14 protein-coding genes are annotated in these 16,556 nt (G+C 58.2%); 5 read left to right on the top strand and 9 right to left on the bottom strand.

Annotated elements, in window-relative coordinates; genetic code table 11:
- Positions 1-29 precede the first annotated feature (29 nt).
- Together HNQ72_RS01225 and HNQ72_RS01220 are read right to left on the bottom strand one after the other, a co-directional pair.
- The gene (locus HNQ72_RS01225; protein WP_183989204.1) at positions 30-791 is read right to left on the bottom strand and encodes an ABC transporter permease; all 762 of its coding nucleotides are present in this window, start codon (positions 789-791) and stop codon (positions 30-32) included.
- Positions 788-1,714: an ABC transporter ATP-binding protein gene (locus tag HNQ72_RS01220; RefSeq protein WP_183989203.1), complete on the bottom strand. Its 927-nt coding sequence runs from the start codon at positions 1,712-1,714 to the stop codon at positions 788-790. Before HNQ72_RS01220 ends, HNQ72_RS01225 begins: the two co-directional genes overlap by 4 nt.
- A gap of 268 nt (positions 1,715-1,982) precedes the next feature.
- On the opposite strand from HNQ72_RS01220, the gene HNQ72_RS01215 reads away from it, so the two are divergent.
- A complete protein-coding gene (locus HNQ72_RS01215) occupies positions 1,983-2,675 on the top strand; it encodes an alpha/beta fold hydrolase (RefSeq protein WP_183989202.1) in 693 nt (230 codons plus the stop codon).
- Positions 2,676-2,751: 76 nt separating this feature from the next.
- On the opposite strand, the gene HNQ72_RS01210 is transcribed toward HNQ72_RS01215, so the two are convergent.
- Positions 2,752-3,063 carry a hypothetical protein gene (locus tag HNQ72_RS01210; RefSeq protein WP_183989201.1) on the bottom strand — a complete coding sequence of 104 codons (312 nt, stop codon included), beginning with the start codon at positions 3,061-3,063 and terminating at the stop codon, positions 2,752-2,754.
- 741 nt (positions 3,064-3,804) lie between these two features.
- Here HNQ72_RS01210 and HNQ72_RS01205 point away from each other — a divergent pair.
- The gene (locus tag HNQ72_RS01205) at positions 3,805-4,605 is read left to right on the top strand and encodes a class I SAM-dependent methyltransferase (RefSeq protein ID WP_183989200.1); all 801 of its coding nucleotides are present in this window, start codon (positions 3,805-3,807) and stop codon (positions 4,603-4,605) included.
- 38 nt (positions 4,606-4,643) lie between these two features.
- Here the strand turns inward: HNQ72_RS01205 and HNQ72_RS01200 are convergent, their stop codons facing one another.
- Positions 4,644-5,465 (bottom strand): sulfite exporter TauE/SafE family protein, encoded by an 822-nt coding sequence (locus HNQ72_RS01200; RefSeq protein WP_183989199.1) that lies wholly within the window; start codon positions 5,463-5,465, stop codon positions 4,644-4,646.
- A gap of 658 nt (positions 5,466-6,123) precedes the next feature.
- Here HNQ72_RS01200 and HNQ72_RS01195 point away from each other — a divergent pair.
- Positions 6,124-6,360, top strand: coding sequence for a hypothetical protein (locus HNQ72_RS01195; RefSeq protein ID WP_183989198.1), 237 nt, complete (start codon positions 6,124-6,126; stop codon positions 6,358-6,360).
- A gap of 55 nt (positions 6,361-6,415) precedes the next feature.
- On the opposite strand, the gene HNQ72_RS01190 is transcribed toward HNQ72_RS01195, so the two are convergent.
- Both HNQ72_RS01190 and HNQ72_RS01185 read right to left on the bottom strand, forming a co-directional pair.
- Complete coding sequence (locus HNQ72_RS01190) at positions 6,416-7,693, bottom strand: extensin-like domain-containing protein (RefSeq protein WP_183989197.1); 1,278 nt, start codon at positions 7,691-7,693, stop codon at positions 6,416-6,418.
- A 183-nt stretch (positions 7,694-7,876) separates the two neighbouring features.
- A complete protein-coding gene (locus HNQ72_RS01185; protein WP_183989196.1) occupies positions 7,877-9,691 on the bottom strand; it encodes a methyl-accepting chemotaxis protein in 1,815 nt (604 codons plus the stop codon).
- 245 nt (positions 9,692-9,936) lie between these two features.
- On the opposite strand from HNQ72_RS01185, the gene HNQ72_RS01180 reads away from it, so the two are divergent.
- Positions 9,937-10,323 (top strand): acyl-CoA thioesterase, encoded by a 387-nt coding sequence (locus HNQ72_RS01180; RefSeq protein WP_183989195.1) that lies wholly within the window; start codon positions 9,937-9,939, stop codon positions 10,321-10,323.
- A gap of 359 nt (positions 10,324-10,682) precedes the next feature.
- On the opposite strand, the gene HNQ72_RS01175 is transcribed toward HNQ72_RS01180, so the two are convergent.
- The 3 genes from HNQ72_RS01175 to HNQ72_RS01165 all read right to left on the bottom strand — a co-directional run bounded on the left by HNQ72_RS01175 (position 10,683) and on the right by HNQ72_RS01165 (position 14,117).
- Positions 10,683-11,108, bottom strand: a complete 426-nt coding sequence (locus HNQ72_RS01175; protein WP_183989194.1) for a hypothetical protein — start codon at positions 11,106-11,108, stop codon at positions 10,683-10,685.
- 341 nt (positions 11,109-11,449) lie between these two features.
- Positions 11,450-12,637, bottom strand: coding sequence for a DUF1501 domain-containing protein (locus HNQ72_RS01170; RefSeq protein WP_183989193.1), 1,188 nt, complete (start codon positions 12,635-12,637; stop codon positions 11,450-11,452).
- Between the two features lie 4 nt (positions 12,638-12,641).
- On the bottom strand, positions 12,642-14,117 hold the full coding sequence (locus tag HNQ72_RS01165; RefSeq protein WP_183989192.1) for a DUF1800 domain-containing protein: 1,476 nt from the start codon (positions 14,115-14,117) through the stop codon (positions 12,642-12,644).
- A gap of 359 nt (positions 14,118-14,476) precedes the next feature.
- Here HNQ72_RS01165 and HNQ72_RS01160 point away from each other — a divergent pair, with 359 nt between their 5' ends.
- Positions 14,477-16,462: a putative bifunctional diguanylate cyclase/phosphodiesterase gene (locus tag HNQ72_RS01160; RefSeq protein ID WP_183989191.1), complete on the top strand. Its 1,986-nt coding sequence runs from the start codon at positions 14,477-14,479 to the stop codon at positions 16,460-16,462.
- The last annotated feature ends 94 nt before the right edge of the window (positions 16,463-16,556 follow it).

The raw sequence follows: 16,556 nt of genomic DNA, 5'->3' as shown, positions 1-16,556 counted from the left end.
AACCGGACCGGGGCTCCCGCCCCTTCACATCAGCTGCGCAGCCGATAACCCGTCTTGAACATCCAGCCGAGCACCGACAGGCACAGAGCGAGGAAAACGCCGATCATGATCAGGCTGATCACCGGGTTGACGTCGGCGATCTCATAGAAGCTCCAGCGAAAGCCGCTGACGAGATAAAGAACCGGGTTCAAGTGGCTCACCGCCTGCCAGAATGGCGGCAGCATGTCGATCGAATAGAAGCTTCCACCCAAAAATGTCAGTGGCGGCACGACAAGCATCGGCACGATGTTCAACTGCTCGAAATTCTTCGCCCAGACACCGATGATGAAACCGAACAGGCTGAAGGTGATCGCGGTGAGCACAAGGAAGAGCACCATCATGAACGGATGGGCGATGCGGATATCGACGAAGAAGGAAGCCGTCGCCAGAATAATCAACCCGATGATCAGCCCCTTGCTGGCGGCTGCACCGACATAACCGATCAGGATCTCCGTCATCGCCACCGGCGCCGAGAGAATCTCGTAGATCGTGCCGGTGAATTTCGGAAAGTAGATGCCGATCGAGCCGTTCGCCACGCATTGGGTCAGAAGCGTCAGCATGATCAGGCCCGGCGTGATGAAGGACCCGTAGGACACGCCCTCGATCGACTGGATGCGCGAACCGATCGCCGTGCCGAAAACGACGAAATAGAGCGAGGTGGTGATGACCGGCGAGATGACGCTCTGCAAAAGCGTGCGGCGCATGCGCGCCATCTCGAAGAAGTAGATGGATTTGATCGCTTCGATATTCATGCCTTTTCCTCCACCAGAGCGACGAAAATGTCCTCCAGCGAGCTTTGCCGGGTCGAGAGGTCCCGGAAATGAATGCCTGCCGCCGTCAGCGCCGAAAGCAGCGAGGCAATGTTGTCCTGGCTTTCCTCGTGGCTGTATTCATGCGTAAGCGACATGCCGTCTTCACTGAGCGAAAGTGAAAAGGCAGCAAGGCTCGGCGGTATCTCTTCCAGCTTCTCGGTCAGTTCGAGTTTCATCTGCTTGCGGCCGAACTGTTTCATCAGGCCGGTCTTTTCCTGCAGCAACAGAAGCTGCCCGCCATTGATGACCCCTACCCGGTCGGCGATCTCTTCCGCCTCCTCGATATAGTGGGTGGTCAGGATAATGGTGACGCCATCCTCGCGCAGCCGCTTGACCACTTCCCACATGTCGCGGCGCAGGCTGACATCAACGCCGGCTGTCGGTTCGTCGAGAAACAGAACCTCCGGCTCGTGGCTCAGCGCCTTGGCGATCAGCACGCGCCGCTTCATGCCGCCTGAAAGTTCGCGCAACATGTTGTCCTTCTTCTTCCACAAGGACAGTTCGCGCAAGATCTTCTCGATCAGCGCCGGGTTCGGCTTCTTGCCGTAGACGCCGCGGGAAAAGCTCACCGTGTTCCAGACCGTTTCGAACTGGTCGGTGGTCAGCTCCTGCGGTACGAGACCGATCAGCGATCGCGTCTGGCGAAAATCCTTGACCACATCATGCCCGCCGACCAGCACCCTGCCGCCGGTCGGGTTGACGATACCGCAGACGATCGAGATCAGCGTCGTCTTGCCGGCGCCGTTCGGCCCGAGCAAAGCGAGGATCTCGCCGCGCTCGATATCGAGATCGATGCCCTTCAAGGCCTCGAACCCGTTGCCATAGGTCTTTGTCAGTTGCTGTACGGAAATGATGGGAGGCATGGGAACCGCATTTGTATGGGAAGACATTGCGAGGAAGTTGTTCCCCGGAGATGCCGCAATATAGGGTCGCATTCCCATGAAGCTATCCCTTCATGGAAGAATATTGCGTTCGGGATTTTAGGATGATGCGGAGACGTTCGGGGTTGTCCGTTATCGGCCCAAAGCGGACGTGGTCTCAGCACCCGGATATCTCATCGGTAGCCAATCGGGTTCATCGCGGCTAATACCGTTGCATCGCCAAAGGATATGGGTGGGGCCAAGAGAAATCATGTCTATGCTTCTCGTCCCGGGCTTCATGCTCGATGCCGATCTCTGGCGTGACGTCGTGCCGGGCTTGGCGGACTTTCACCCGATTGCGTACGCGGACCTTTCGAGGGACACCTCAATTCATGACATGGCTCAGCGAGCGCTGGCAGAGGCCCCAGAGACTTTCGTTCTCGTCGGATTCTCGATGGGAGGCTACGTGGCTCGTGAGATCGTGCGCCAAGCACCAAACCGGGTAAGCGCTCTTGTGCTGGTTGCGACTTCAGCAAGAGGTGACACTGATCTACAGCGGCAACGAAAAGCGGCGATCACCGGGCAAACCAATGGCTCATCCTTCAGAGGACTCAGCACGACTGCGGTGGCTTCATCCCTGCATCCGGAAAATACTGATCGAGTAGACTTGATTGATCGTATCAAATCGATGGCTCAACGGCTGGGAGGCGAAGTCTTCCGTCGACAGTCCTTGATCGACCGCCACGACGAACGAGCCTCACTTGCAGGAATCAAATGCCCATGCCTTGTCATTGCTGGCGAGGACGATAAGCTCCGAACCCGAACGGAACTAGAAGAACTCCACCACGGAATTGAAGGTTCGGAATTCACCATCCTCAATAAAACCGGCCATATGATCCCATTAGAAGCGCCAGCCTCACTTGCGGCGGCCATCGAAAAATGGCTCCGCATTGTCGAATTCTGATGACCGCAGTTGGCGCGAAGCGGATGGCCGCAGTCGGCCCGAAGTGGTCATCATGCGGTAAATCGGTCGATCGCATTCACCACGTGCTACGGCGAAATGCCGCCCATGCTCTAATACCGCAGAATATCAATGTGAAGATAATGCAGTTCGCAGTGAGACCTGCGAAAGTAACGACACTAAACTCGAAAATATCTGATGGAATCTCCATCGCCATGCGCTGCGCCACGCTAAACACCAGCGCAATCATGGCGAGTACGGCCGTGATGACTACAAAGCGCCCATTCGGAGTGACCCAACAATAAACCAACGCCACAGAAAGAGCGATCGAAAGTATTCGAACCGGGTTCACTACCTCCGCAAGTGCGATGGCGATGGCAAAAATGATCATCTGATCCCACGCTTGCTTTTTCCGGATGATATTGCCTTTGCAGCTTATAGGCGTCAACACTGATCTGAGACCGCCCATGGTGCGAAGCAGTCGAGACCCCTTGGATGCTGTTAGGCCTTTTGCGGACGTCCGGCTTTGCACCCTTCATATTTTGGCTAAACTCCTATAGCAGCAGTAACTCGGCCTACTGGAGACCATGTACATGCTTCGCGCCGTGATCCTACTATGCGCTGCCTTAGCCATTAACGGTGGTGGCGCTTTCGCCGAAGAGAATGCCCCTGCCAAAGTATTTCGTTACGCAATCCTCATAGATCAACACGAGCCAATCTACGGCGAAGTCGCGTGTTCGAAGTATCCGTGCCAAATGGTTGACCACAAGGCCTCCGACATCACCCTCTCGCTTGTGCGATACGACGACAGCTCCGTCCGTCCAATTGTCTATTGCAGGACACGTAACTGTTACATTCCCTATCGGTCTGAGAACATCAACTTAAGGAAAAGCGGGAGGCTGTTAAAGTTTAGCTTGGCCAAAGGTCCTGGGCCGAGGGATCGAGCAGTCTTTCTTCAAAACCGACAGGTGGGCGATATTATAGTCGCCTTTTGATTTCCGATGACCGCTTGTGGCGCCTTCGCGCCATGACGGCAGCCGGCCCGAACCCAACATGCTGCCGTCATCAAACGCAGGTATGCTTCTAGGCATTTTAATTACGACAAAAATTATGACAGCAGATTGGTAGCACCATGAACAAGAACTCCATCGCATCTGTCACATCCGCCAATAAAGCGGCATGGGAAGCATCAGCGCATCTTCATAAATCCGGCGATGGTTGGGCAAAGCTCATTGAGGCTGCGGGCCGCCCAGGCTTTTCAGTTCTTGATGGCACGGTGACTGAGATTTTGCAGAGGCTTAATGTCGAAGGCCGCCGCGCGGTGCAGGTCGGCTGCAACAACGCGCGGGAGCTGATATCGCTGGCCTCTCTTGGTGGCGTTCCAGCGCTCGGGATAGACCAATCCGGAGGTTTCTTGGCGCAGGGGCGTGAACTTGCCGAGGCCGCCGGATTGGATATCAAGCTGCTTGAGGCCAACATTTATGATCTGCCGGAAGGATTGGGGCATTTTGATCTGGTTTTCATCACCATCGGTGTGTTGAGCTGGATGCCCGACCTTCCAGAGTTCTTTCGGATTATCGCAGGTTTGATGGAAGAAAACGCGGTACTCGTGATCTACGAAACCCACCCATTCCTCGAAGTCTTCAACCCGCATGGCGTAAATCCGCATGAACCCGGGTTCAGTTACTTTGCGAGGGAGCCGCAGGTTGTTACCCAAGCTATTACCTATGATGGCAAGGACCACGGCAGCGTCGAGCCCAGCTACTGGTTTATCCATCCTCTTGGCGAGATCGTAACCGCCTGCATTCAAGCAGGCTTAAAACTGGTCGAACTTAAAGAATATCCTCATAGCAACCGAGAGCCTGAATACGACATTTACGCTGATCGCTCCGCGCAGGTACCGATGTCCTATTCTTTGGTCGCTTCAAAGTGAAGAGTGCGTCAGCTCAGCCAACTCACGTCGGCATAACACTAGAAAATCACGCTGGCGAAAAACTGCAGTGCGACGAAGACGAGAAATAGCGCGAACCCGACCTCCAGCTGGCGCCTGGACAGCGCATGCGCAAGCCGTGCACCGTAAGGTGCCGTATAGAGCGTGACCGGGATCAGGAGCGCCACTGCCAACCAGTTGATATAACCGGTCGAAAACGGTGGCAAACCGCTCTTGCCCCAGCCACCCCAGACATAACCGACAAGCCCGGGGATAGAGATAAGCACGCCGACGCCGGAAGAGGTCGCGACCGCCTGGTGGATGGTTCGCCCGTAAAGCGTCATGAAGGTATTGTTCAACACGCCGCCGCCGATCCCCATCAAGCCCGACAGGATGCCGATGCCGGTACCGACCATGAATTTCAGCGGGTTTTCGGGCAGATCGTCGCCGAGTTTCCAGCTTGCCCGGTTGAAAATCATCCGTAGCGCAAGAACGAGCGCGATCACCGCGAAGATCAGCCTCAGTTCCGTGCTCGACGCCCAGGCGGCGATCAAGGTGGCGATAAGGGTGCCGAGCGGAACGGCAATGACCCAGCCCTTCAGGAGGTCGACATCGACGGCTCCCCGCTGCCGGTGCGCCGTGAATGAACGGACCGAGGTCGGCACGATGATGGCAAGCGACGTACCCAACGCCAGATGCATGCGCACCGCATCATCCACACCGAGCAGCCCAAAGACATGAAAGAAGATCGGCACGAGAATGGCACCGCCGCCGATACCGAACAGGCCGGCAAGCAATCCGGCCAATATTCCGGCTGCGAGCAGCGCAACAACAAAAGGAAGAATATCGATAAGGGCAGGCATCACGTTCTCCGGCAGTGATTTTGACTCATGAGCCGGACGAAAAAGGCATGAGCGATTGGGCGGGGCATGCACGAGTAAGCCGAGGAAAAGGCCCTTGACGGTTGTTCATCATCAAGAGACCTAATCGCATCATTGTCGTTGTCAGACAAGCCACAGTGTGGCGGCTGCTCACAAGGTCATCAGCAACGTTCGGACCGTCAGGTAAAGAACAGAGATGACTTGCCTTCATAGCTGCATATGACACGCTTGTCGGCCAATCCGTTTTGCCAAAACAGGGCATCCGGGCACCGGAGCCGGATTTCCTGTTCGCAGTGCTGCAATTCCGAAAGCGGCTCACCCAAACGGGTGGCGACGATAATTACTGCAGATGCTGAAATACCCCCGAAATAATGGGGGCGAGCATTGGTGCAAACAGCAACGGCACCTACTCACGAACTGACATTTAGAAAACAGAAATATCTAGGCAGATAAGATCTTGCTGGGAGTTCGCCATTGCCGGCTCCCAGCAAGATTCTACCGTTCATTGCCGTCAAAAACGCTTTGGCGATGAAGAAGATACCGGCAATTGGCGTATGCAATTTCAGGTACGTTGCCTTATATGTGGTGCCAAGATACCAGAATACATATTTTCTAAATCTGTTGCTGCAGATGAAAGTCGATGATCATGCCGAATTCCGTGAAGAAGAACATAATTCAGCAAGAAACCGAAAACGCCCCAGAGGCTAATGCTGAGGCTGCAGCTGATGATTTCGACTTCGCGTCCCTTGATGATCTGGCGAATTTCATGGTCGATGCGCTGACAATTCCGCTGCCGGCAGATTTCCGCGATTCTGACAGCTGCGATATCGGTAAAAAAGACATGCTTGCGCCTTCCCCTTCCAAGCGGCTCAACTGAGCATCGAAAAGCTTCTCGCCATATCAGCCACTCGCTTCAAATCCAGATAGCTCGCTCAGTTGCAATACTGGCGACCGCCTTTGCGTGAGCGAAGGTCGAAGTGGAAATGGTTCCAATGCTCGGCATTGCTGCCGGGGCCAAGCACCGTCGAGAAATACTTGCAGCTGTCACCGCGCACTGATTTCAGCAGCCCGCCCTCGCGGAAAGAGAACAGCCCCTTCTTGCGAACATCGATGTCGTGACCGTTCTTGAGTGTGATGCGGCCGATATCGATCGCGTTGCCGCGAGCATGTTCGGACATCGGATTGTAGCGCTGGCGGCTGTTGTTCATCTTGCGGCAGGAATAACCGCCCATTGGCTGGATCTGTCGAATGCCGGTGAGATACCGGGTGCGGGCGGAAATCGCCAGATCGTTCTTCACCCATTTGGCGAAGGCAAGTGTCACCTGGCAGTTCAGCGTCACCGCCGGCCTCACATCGATACCGCCCGAAAGGCCGGCAAGCTTCACCGGATAATCTATACCGCAACTCGGCCCCTGGGAAATGCGCGGCAGATCCTTGAACTCGACACCGAGACGGCGCAGTTCGGAGCGGCAGGCCACTTCCGACTGCGGCATGACCGTGCGCTGCCAGGCGCCATCGGGAGCACTCATCGGGGCACCGTCGGTTACCGGGCCAGCGACCGGATTATTCGGTCGCAACATGGCGACCTCCTCGGCGCGCGCCGGCGCGCGACCGGGTGCGGTCACCGGAGAATTGTCACCCCAGGTCATCGGAGCGGAAGCGCCCTGCCTGCCAATGCCCGCCGCTGACCGCTTCGGCGGTACGATTACGCGGTCATCGATCGGTTGACGACGTGCATTAAGCGCCACCGGATTGTCAGTGCCGATGCCACCAACCACCGGCTGGTCGCCGACCCCTTCGGCAATATCTCCATCCTGCTCCTCGGCCAAACCGACGACATCGCTTTCATCAGGGCCGAAACCGAACTCTTCATCCATGTTGACGCCCTCCGCCGGGATCGTCGCCGGCGCGCCATTCGGAGCGCGCAGATAATGACCGCCACCATTGGATTGCATCGGTGATTGGGTTGAAGGCGGTGCCAGATATCCGCCGCCGCTTGCCTGAGAAACGGGCGCGGAAGCAACTGCATAGGATTGATGCGATGCGGGTTGGGAAATCGGTGCCGGCGGCAACGAGCGCGAGATGGAGCCGACCTGCGTGCCATTGTCGATCGATGCCGGCGGCACGAGGCTTTCTGCCGAACAGGCGACCAGAAAGGTCGAAACCAGAAGCGAGCTGATCACTCGCGTCGATAGGGAAGCATACGCCATACCAGTTGCCTCTCGCTCGATGCCGAAATGACACAGGTTTTGATTTTAGGCAGATTGGGTAAACGAAAGCTTGATGAAGCATGGCGGTTTACGGGCCATTTCGGATCGGCTTCGCCATATTACGGGAAAGGGCCGGACGCCTCCGCGTTCCGGCCCTTTGAGAAATCAACCGTATCGAACGGGTCAGGCAGCGCGGGAGACGGAGCGGATACCCGTATTGCCGAGCCTGAAGCCCCCCAGCAATTGCTGCAGATGCAGGCTCTGGTCGGCAAGCGTCTGGCTTGCCGCCGTCGTCTCTTCCACCATGGCTGCGTTCTGCTGGGTCATCTGGTCCATGTGATTGACCGAGGAATTGATCTCGGCCAGGCCGCTCGCCTGTTCCTGCGATGTGGTGGCGATCGTCTCGACATGGGCATTGACCTTCTCGACCAGCACGGCGATCTCCACCAGCGCCTCGCCGGTCGAGCGCACCAGCGTCACGCCGCCCTCGACCTCCTGCACGGAGTTGCCGATCAGGACCTTGATCTCCTTTGCAGCAGTCGCCGAGCGTTGCGCCAGTTCGCGCACTTCCTGCGCCACGACGGCAAAGCCCCTGCCCGCCTCACCGGCGCGCGCCGCCTCGACGCCGGCATTCAACGCCAGGAGATTGGTCTGGAAGGCAATTTCGTCGATGACGGAAATGATCTGGCTGATCTGCCCGGACGACTGCTCGATCCGCCCCATCGCGTCGATCGCATTGCGGACGATTTCGCCGGAGCGGCTGGCGCTAAGCTTGGTTTCGCTGACCATTTCGCGCGCTTCCCTTGCACGCTGGGACGCGGTGCGCACGGTGGTGGTGATCTCGTCGAGCGCCGCCGCCGTCTCTTCCAGCGCCGCCGCCTGCTGTTCGGTGCGCTTGGCCAGATTGCCGGTCGCGCTGGAAATGTCCGACGCACTGTCGCGCACGATCATGCCCGTTTCGGAAATCGCCACGATCGCCTGATTGAGCGCGCCGACGGCATCGTTGAAGTCCTGCCTCAGCTTGACGAAATCCTCGCCGATATCGCCGAGCGACACCGAAAGATCGCCGGCCGCCAGCCCTTCGAGCGCCTGCCCGAGTTCATGCATTGCATGCGACTGCCGGTCCGCAGCCGTCGAAATCGCCCTTTCGCTCGCCGAACGTTCGGCGGCGATGGCGCGTTGCTGCTCGGCTTCGCGAGCCTGCAATCCGGCGCGTTCCTCGACATTGTCGCGCAACACGACCAGCGCCCGCGCCATTTCGCCGATCTCGTTCTTTTCACCCGTGCAGGGAACAACAACACCCGTCGCGCCGCCGGCAATCGCCTGCAGCACCCGCTGCACGCGCGACAGAGGCGTGGTGACGCTCTTGACCACCAGCCATGCCCCGCCGATCACGAGAAGAGCGCCGACTGCAAAGATCATGGCGAAATCGATCGCGTCCTTGCGGAACATCGCCTTCAGATCGTCGACATAAACGCCGGTGCCGACGATCCATCCCCAGGGCGCGAAACCTGCCACATGCGAAAACTTCTCCACCGGCTCGCTGGCGCCGGGTTTGGGCCAGTAATAATCGACAAAACCCTTGCCGTTCGCCTTCACCACCTGAACGAATTCGACGAACAGGAATTTACCGTTCGGATCCTTGTTCTGTGAAAGGTCCGAACCATTCATTTCCGGCTTCACCGCATGCATGACCATTTTCGGGTGCATGTCGTTGATCCAGAAATAACCAGAACCATTGTCGTAGCGCATGGCGGCGATCACGCCCTTTGCCTGCGCCTGCGCCTCTTCGCGAGACAGGGCGCCGGAGGCTTCCATCGCCTGATATTTAGCCAGCACGGCCAGCGCCGTATCATTCATCTGGGCAAGCCCAGCCTTCCGCTCCCGCTCGGAAGACGCATAACTTTCGAAAAGACTGAAGGTCAGCGCACCGGCCAAAATGACGAGCGACAGCGCGACGAGACAATAAAGACGCCAGGAAATGGCAAGACGTTGCATGATACCTCCCCCGATATTTGCAATTCTCATTAAATGATAATGATCGGAAGTTACCGGGCCGTGAAGAACTCGGACTGCAAGGCGCGATCAAGTCGAACCCATATTTCTTCTTGGGTTATTCTCCGCAGCCAAGTCATGACGACTGCTCATAGTCGCCATGACCAAAAGAAACTGGCAATCGCCAGAAACAAGGCTAGTGTCCGCCTCCCGACCGACACGAATAATTACAAAAGGATGATTCCGGAATGACCGAACTCGCCAAACCGACCGGTGAACTGACCCTTCGAACGCTGGCCATGCCAAGCGACGCCAATCCGGCCGGCGATATTTTTGGCGGCTGGGTCATGGCCCAGATGGACCTTGCCAGTGGCATCCGCGCCGCCGAGCGCGCCCGCGGCCGCGTCGTCACCGCGGCGGTGAAGGAAATGGCTTTCCAGCTTCCGGTCAAGATCGGCGATACGATGGCGATCTACACTGAAATCACCCGCGTCGGCACGACCTCGATCACGCTCAATGTGGAAGCATGGGCCCACCGTGCCCGTCACCAGCAACTCGAGAAGGTCACCGCAGCCACTTTCGTCATGGTCGCTCTCGACGAAGACGGCAAGCCGAAGCCGGTTCCCGCTGAATGATGGCGCTCTGTCCTGTCGCCCAGGGTCTTTACTGAGCCTGCGCCGTTTCAGCTAACACAGCAAAACCGGGCATGCCGCCAAGGCGGCTTGGCAAAGACAAGTCCTCTCGAACGCTGTGATTGATATAGCTTGCGAGAATACGCGAAAAGATGACGACCTCACAGAAAGGCCCCTCGTGTGGTTCCGAGGGGCCAGCATATCGACTGCAGGTCAATAACACCAAAGCAACGCAATGACGTTACTTAGATAAAACCGTTTAAATTTGTCGATTTATTGACGATTCCGATTTGTTTCCGGACAATTATTAATCACGCAGTCGCACTACGCCTGCATCAGGACAGATATACAGCCTGAAAATTTCACGCCGTGCTGCCGCTCGGCAGTTTGTCATTACCGTGATAGCCAAGCCAAAATTTCTCCGCATCTGAACTTGTGCGATCAGCCGTCTTGATGATTGCAAAGGCCTTCTTACCCGATCTTGCCACATAGACGACGAGTGATGGAAATGAGCTCGCCAGGTCATTCAGATACATCGGGCGCCCGTGGGCAATATCGTAAATCGACACTTTCCCCGTCTCAGGCACATCCAGCAGATGTTCGATCGATTTCACCAGTTGAAGCCGTGAGAAAGGTGCGACCGCATGATGCGCAGGTTCATATCGTGCCGCAAAAAGTCTTACCGTCTTGCCATTTGTAAAATGAGACGCTGAGATATCCAGGGGGGCACCTTCCACCCCAGTCATAGCCGTGATGAAATCTTTTTCGCTGATAGGTTTTGTAAACATTATGCTCTCCGCACTCTGCGCGGTCGCGTCGCCGCGCAATCACCCTGAAGGCATAAACTCTTCATTTCTAATGATCGATATAAAAAGCCCCGACAGCATGAAATTCGGGACTACCGCATCATTCTGATTGAGGCTCGAAAGACGACTTCAGGTTAAGGTTGCCAAGCGCTGCACAGCTTTGGCCCGGACAGACCAGAGATGTCACCTCGCGTCCCTGTGATTAAATATACCTGCAACCCAAGACTGAGATCACCACGGTTACCATCGTAGACAAAATGCAGTCAGAACCGGCTCAGCGTATCGTCAGCAATCACCACATCTGCGGAATTGCCAACTCCCCCTCACCCCTTCAAGAACACCGATCCCTCGTCAAACCCCAACCCCGGAAACACACGACTGGTCAAACTGCTCGGCTTGATGTCGAACTGGCGGTAGAGCATGGCGGCAGCCACTTCGCGGACGTCGCCGGTAGGCATCAGGTCGCGCTCGTCGAGTAGCTTGCCCTCACCGAGCCCCGGCCATACGCCAAGCACTTTACCGCCGGCCACGGCTCCGCCGGCAAGCACGGCAAGGCCGCCCGTACCGTGGTCGGTACCATTGGTACCGTTTTCACGGGCGGTGCGCCCGAATTCGGTCATGGCCAGAACCACGGTCTTGTTCCATACCTCGTCACCAAGCGTGTCCTTCAGCGTTATGATTGCTGTCGCAAGGTCGCCGGCCGCCTTCTTGAACTGGCCAGCCTGACCGACATGGGTATCCCATCCGTTGATCGAGAAGCTTGCGACCCGGTATTGCTCGCGCAACATGCCACCGGCGAGCTTCGCCATATCGGCAATGCCGGAACCGCGCTTTCCATCGGCATAGAGTTGATCCGCCGCGGCACCCGTCGTCTTCGCCTCATCGAAAGCCTTGGCGAAAAGCGGATCGTTGGAATAAAGGCGGTCGAGAAAGGCGATCTCGTCATCGGCAAGCGAGAAGTCGCTCTGGCTCGACCAGTTATCCGCCTGGTTCGGCCCGGTCAGGATCAGTTCCATCGATGTATTGATATCGATAGCCTTGCGCGCGTCAGAACGAGGAATGGCCGCCAGCGCCCGGTTCAGCCAACCGGTTTTCTGGCTTTTGTCGGCACCGCCGGTTTCCAGAATGTCCTGCCCGTCGAAATGGCTTCGCTGGTCGCGATAGGGTGTCGAAACGGCATGAACGAAGGATAGCTGGCCTGCCTGCCACAAGGGCATCAGTGCAGAGGCTGCCGGGTTTAGGCCGAAAAAGCCGTTGAGGTCGAGCAGTCCCGTATCGGGCGTCAGCCCGAGCTTGGGGCGCAGCGCGGCGAAGGCCGGGTCCCCGTAGGGCTGCACGAGGTCGAGACCATCCATGGCTCCGCGCAGGATGATGGTGACAAACCGGTTGTCTCCGGGCATTGCGGCGAATGTTACCGGCGTGAGGACCGGTGCGGCGGCAACGCAGCAGGCGCCAGCGAGAAAACCGCGACGGGACAGCGCAATACGCTCGATATCCTTGATCGATGCCATCCATCTATCTCCTGTTGAACTCGGGCGACGCCAGCACCATGGTCAGGCCGTGCAGCTTGCTTGGCGCCTGTGAGATAATCTTGCGTGTTTCCGGTGTCGCGGCATCCGCGAGTGCGACTTGGAGAAAATCGGCCGGTTCGAGTTTCTGTCCAAGCAACCTTGCGGCACGACGCGACCAGTCGATCCGCTCGCTGAGCTGGCCCGGCGTCAGCCAGGCATCGCTTTTATCGGGTATGCCGGCCGGACTTGGCGGCTGCCAGATCGGTTGACCCATCTTCTGCAGCGCGCCGAGCGTCAGGGCATTTGCCTGCCCGGCGCGTTTGCGACGCTGTTCGGCAGATTTCGCAGTCCCGGCCATCTGCATCGCCTTTCCGACCGGACCGACATCATCGTCATCGCCTTCCATGTCGGCCAGAAGTGCTGCCATGTTGTCATCCGGCAGATTGAGGGCGCGAAAACCGGATACGATGAATTCGAACGGCTGCTTGATCTTCTGACCCGGATTTTCCCATGCGAGCGGATGTTCGAGCATGGCCCGGTATACCTCACCGAGATTGCCATTGCTTGCCTTCCAGCTTGCTACCATCACCTCGGTCATGTCGGCCGGCGGTTCATCGCTGATGAAATGGGCTGCAAGCTTGCGGCAGATATGGGCGGCGGTGCGGGGATCGGCAGCAAGATCCTCCAGCATGCGCATATGATCCTGACTGCCGGCCTCGTCATCCTGGTATTCCCGCCCGAGCAGCGTGATCGCGCCGCCCTGCGCGCGACGCGGGCGATAGACCATTTCCAGCGCCCGGTTATCCACCGTCAGCCCGGTCAGGATCAGCGCCGCGGCCCGTACATCCTCCTGGGTATAACCGCTTCCAGCCCCCAGAGTGTGCAGCTCCAGCAGTTCACGCCCTAGATTTTCGTTCAGGCCGCGACCGCTTTCCTGCGCAACCCGCGAATCCGGGCCGACGCTCTGGTCCTGGTCGAGATAGATCAGCATTGCCGGATGCAGGATGGCAGCCTTCAACAGATCGGCAAACGACCCCGCCATGCGCGGGCGGATCGCTTCGGTCTCGTAAAGCGGCACGATCATGCGCATCGGCAGGGATTTCAACGCACTGGTGGAAAAATGATCCATCCAGAAGCTGCCCAGCCGCTCGTAAAACCCGAAGGGCGAATGAACGGCCTGCGCAAGGCGCGACATCGCGTCGAGCCGGTAGATTCGCTGCGCTTCGCGCTGCGTCTCCTTGCGGATGCTCTCGTTCGGCTTACCTTCCCGCGCTGCCTTGGACTCCGCGGCCCGGAGCGAGATCACACGCGTGGCGGTTTCACGACGGCCCACGATCCCTTCGCGAGGAAAACGATCCTTGGCGGCGATACCTTTGGCAAGCTGGGTCATCAGCCCGTCGGCATCGGATGGGCTGTCCTGCCCGGGCCGAAGACCATATCCATAGCGGATTGCCGCAAGCGTGGGCCGTGCAAGAGCCATGCGCTACTCCTTGTTCGATAGAATCCTCACCGACAACTAGGGCGGAAACGGTGACAGAATGTGGCATTTTCGAGAGATGGACAGATTGTAATCCAACGGTCGATCCGTATTGAGGTTCCTGCCAAAGCAGCACTTCGAAATCGACCAACCTCATCTCAACACAATGGTTTCGCCGGCTCATCTCACACTTTCGGCATCACGCCTGAGAAGGATCAGAGAAAGAACCTGACAGCCCTTTGAAAACCGGCACGTTGATCCAGTCAGAGCCTCAATCGTACTCGGCCACAGTATCGGAAAGACTTTATTATTAGCTTGACCTTATGTTACATTCACAGACCGCGAATGTGACGACCTAGTGAATGCTGCAGGATTCGACAAGTCAGATAAACGCCCCGCGACTTGAACTCGCGGTGAGGCAGGCGCAAGCCGCGGCCACACTTGAGCGTCTCCCCACGACGCTTACGGTGAATGCGCTCGTGTCGGTTTCGGCGCTCCTGATGAGCGCGATCAATCGCGGCATAACAACTCTTGCCGTTGTCTGGTGCGTTGCCGCATTGGCAACAGTTGTCTGGCGGTTTGCCGTAGGCACCGCAATAAAACGCCGCAGCCTGGACGACCTGAAGCCGAACCACTGTCTACGCCTGATGACCTTGGGCGCTCTGGTCAGCGGTATCGCCTGGGCTGCCCTGCCCTTCATGCTTTCCGATTTCGATGCGCTGGGTGTCGACGGCGGCATCTATATCCTGATGTGCGGAATGGCCACGGGCGCAGTGCTGCTCGGAACCGGCCATGCAGTCACCGCGCTCGCCTTTGCCCTACCTGTCCATCTTTCGGTCGTGGTCACGCTTTTGATGAGTGAAGCCGCCGGCGGTCATCTTCTGGCACTCAACGTGCTGGCCCTGACATTCGTGCTCTACAAGAGCAGCACGAAGGGCCAGGCGATCGTCATCGGCAATATAAAGGCGCAGGTGAAGGCGACGGCGCTGGCCCAATCGCTCAGCCGGGCCAATGCAAGCATTCTTAGCGCCAATGAAAGTCTGGAAGTGCTCGCCAATCGCGATCCGCTGACCGGGGTTGCGAACCGCGCCGCATTCAATGTCGCGCTCGAACGCGGCATCGAAAATGCGGGCGTGCAGGATGAGCAACTGGCGCTGCTTATCCTCGACCTCGACCGGTTCAAGACGATCAACGACACGTTCGGTCATTCGGCCGGCGACGAACTGCTGCTGGAAGCGTGTCACAGACTGCGCGAGGCCGTCGGCGAACGCGGTTTCATCGCAAGGCTGGGCGGTGACGAATTCGCCGTCGTCATCGGTGGCGCCACCGCTGCCGCCGAGGCGCGCCAGCTTGCCTCCCGCATCCTCGATCGAGGCCGCGAGCCCTTCGTCATCCGCGGCCGGCCGGTCGTGTCCGGCGTCTCGATCGGTTTCGCCATCTGGCCGGAACATGCGGAAAGCGCCGCCGACCTGTTCGTCTCCGCCGACATGGCGCTCTACCGGGCCAAGGACGAGGGCCGCGGCCAGTGGCGTGAATTCGACCCGTCGCTGAAAGCCCGCGCCGATCGCCAGCGGCGTATCGAACAGGATCTCGCCGGCGCGATCTCGTCCGGCGCCCTGACCGTCGTCTTCCAGCCGCAGGTGGAACTTGCGCAGAACAGTGTCATAGGTTTCGAAACGCTGGTGCGCTGGACGCATCCGTCACTCGGCGCCGTGCCCCCGCCGGAAATCGTCGCGGCGGCGCATGCGGCCAATCTTTCCGAAGCGCTGACGGCCAGCATCGCCACCGGCGCCTGCCGGCTGCTCACCACCCTGCCCTCGCTCGGCCTGCCGGAAGCGAGCGTGTCGGTCAACATCTCGCCGCGCGAATTCGAACTCTATTCGGTCGCCGAAACGCTCGACCGCATCACCCATGCACATGGTATCGATCCGGCGCTGTTCGAGATCGAAATCACCGAAGAGGCGATCCTCGATACGCTGGTGGCCGGCGAGCAGCTGAAACATATCGAACGCTCCGGCTACAAGCTCGCCGTCGACGATTTCGGCGCCGGCCATTCGTCGCTTGCCTACCTCGTCACGCTGAAGGTCGACCGGCTGAAACTCGACCGCCGCTTCGTCGCCGGCATCGAGAGCAGCTTCCAGAACCAGGAAATCGTCGGCGCCATGGCCGGCCTCGGCAAGGCATTGTCCATGGATATCGTCGCGGAAGGCGTCGAGACGGCGGAAGAAGCCGCCACCCTGCGCGATCTCGGCTGCCCCGCCGCCCAGGGCTATTTCCTCGGCCGCCCCATGCCCGTCGACGCCATCGCCGGCTGGCTGCTGACGAGACTGCTGACGCCGGCTGCCTGAGCCGCATCCATTTCTGCCGGCGAAAACTGTTTCCCTTTTGTACTCATTTTCCGCCGCCCCCTCTTCACTTCCGCGAAAACTGTCTCCATATTCG

Origin of the sequence: Aliirhizobium wenxiniae (assembly GCF_014201355.1) — a bacterium.
In the GTDB taxonomy this organism is placed as follows: domain Bacteria; phylum Pseudomonadota; class Alphaproteobacteria; order Rhizobiales; family Rhizobiaceae; genus Neorhizobium; species Neorhizobium wenxiniae.
This window is presented reverse-complemented; position numbering and strand designations above follow the sequence as displayed.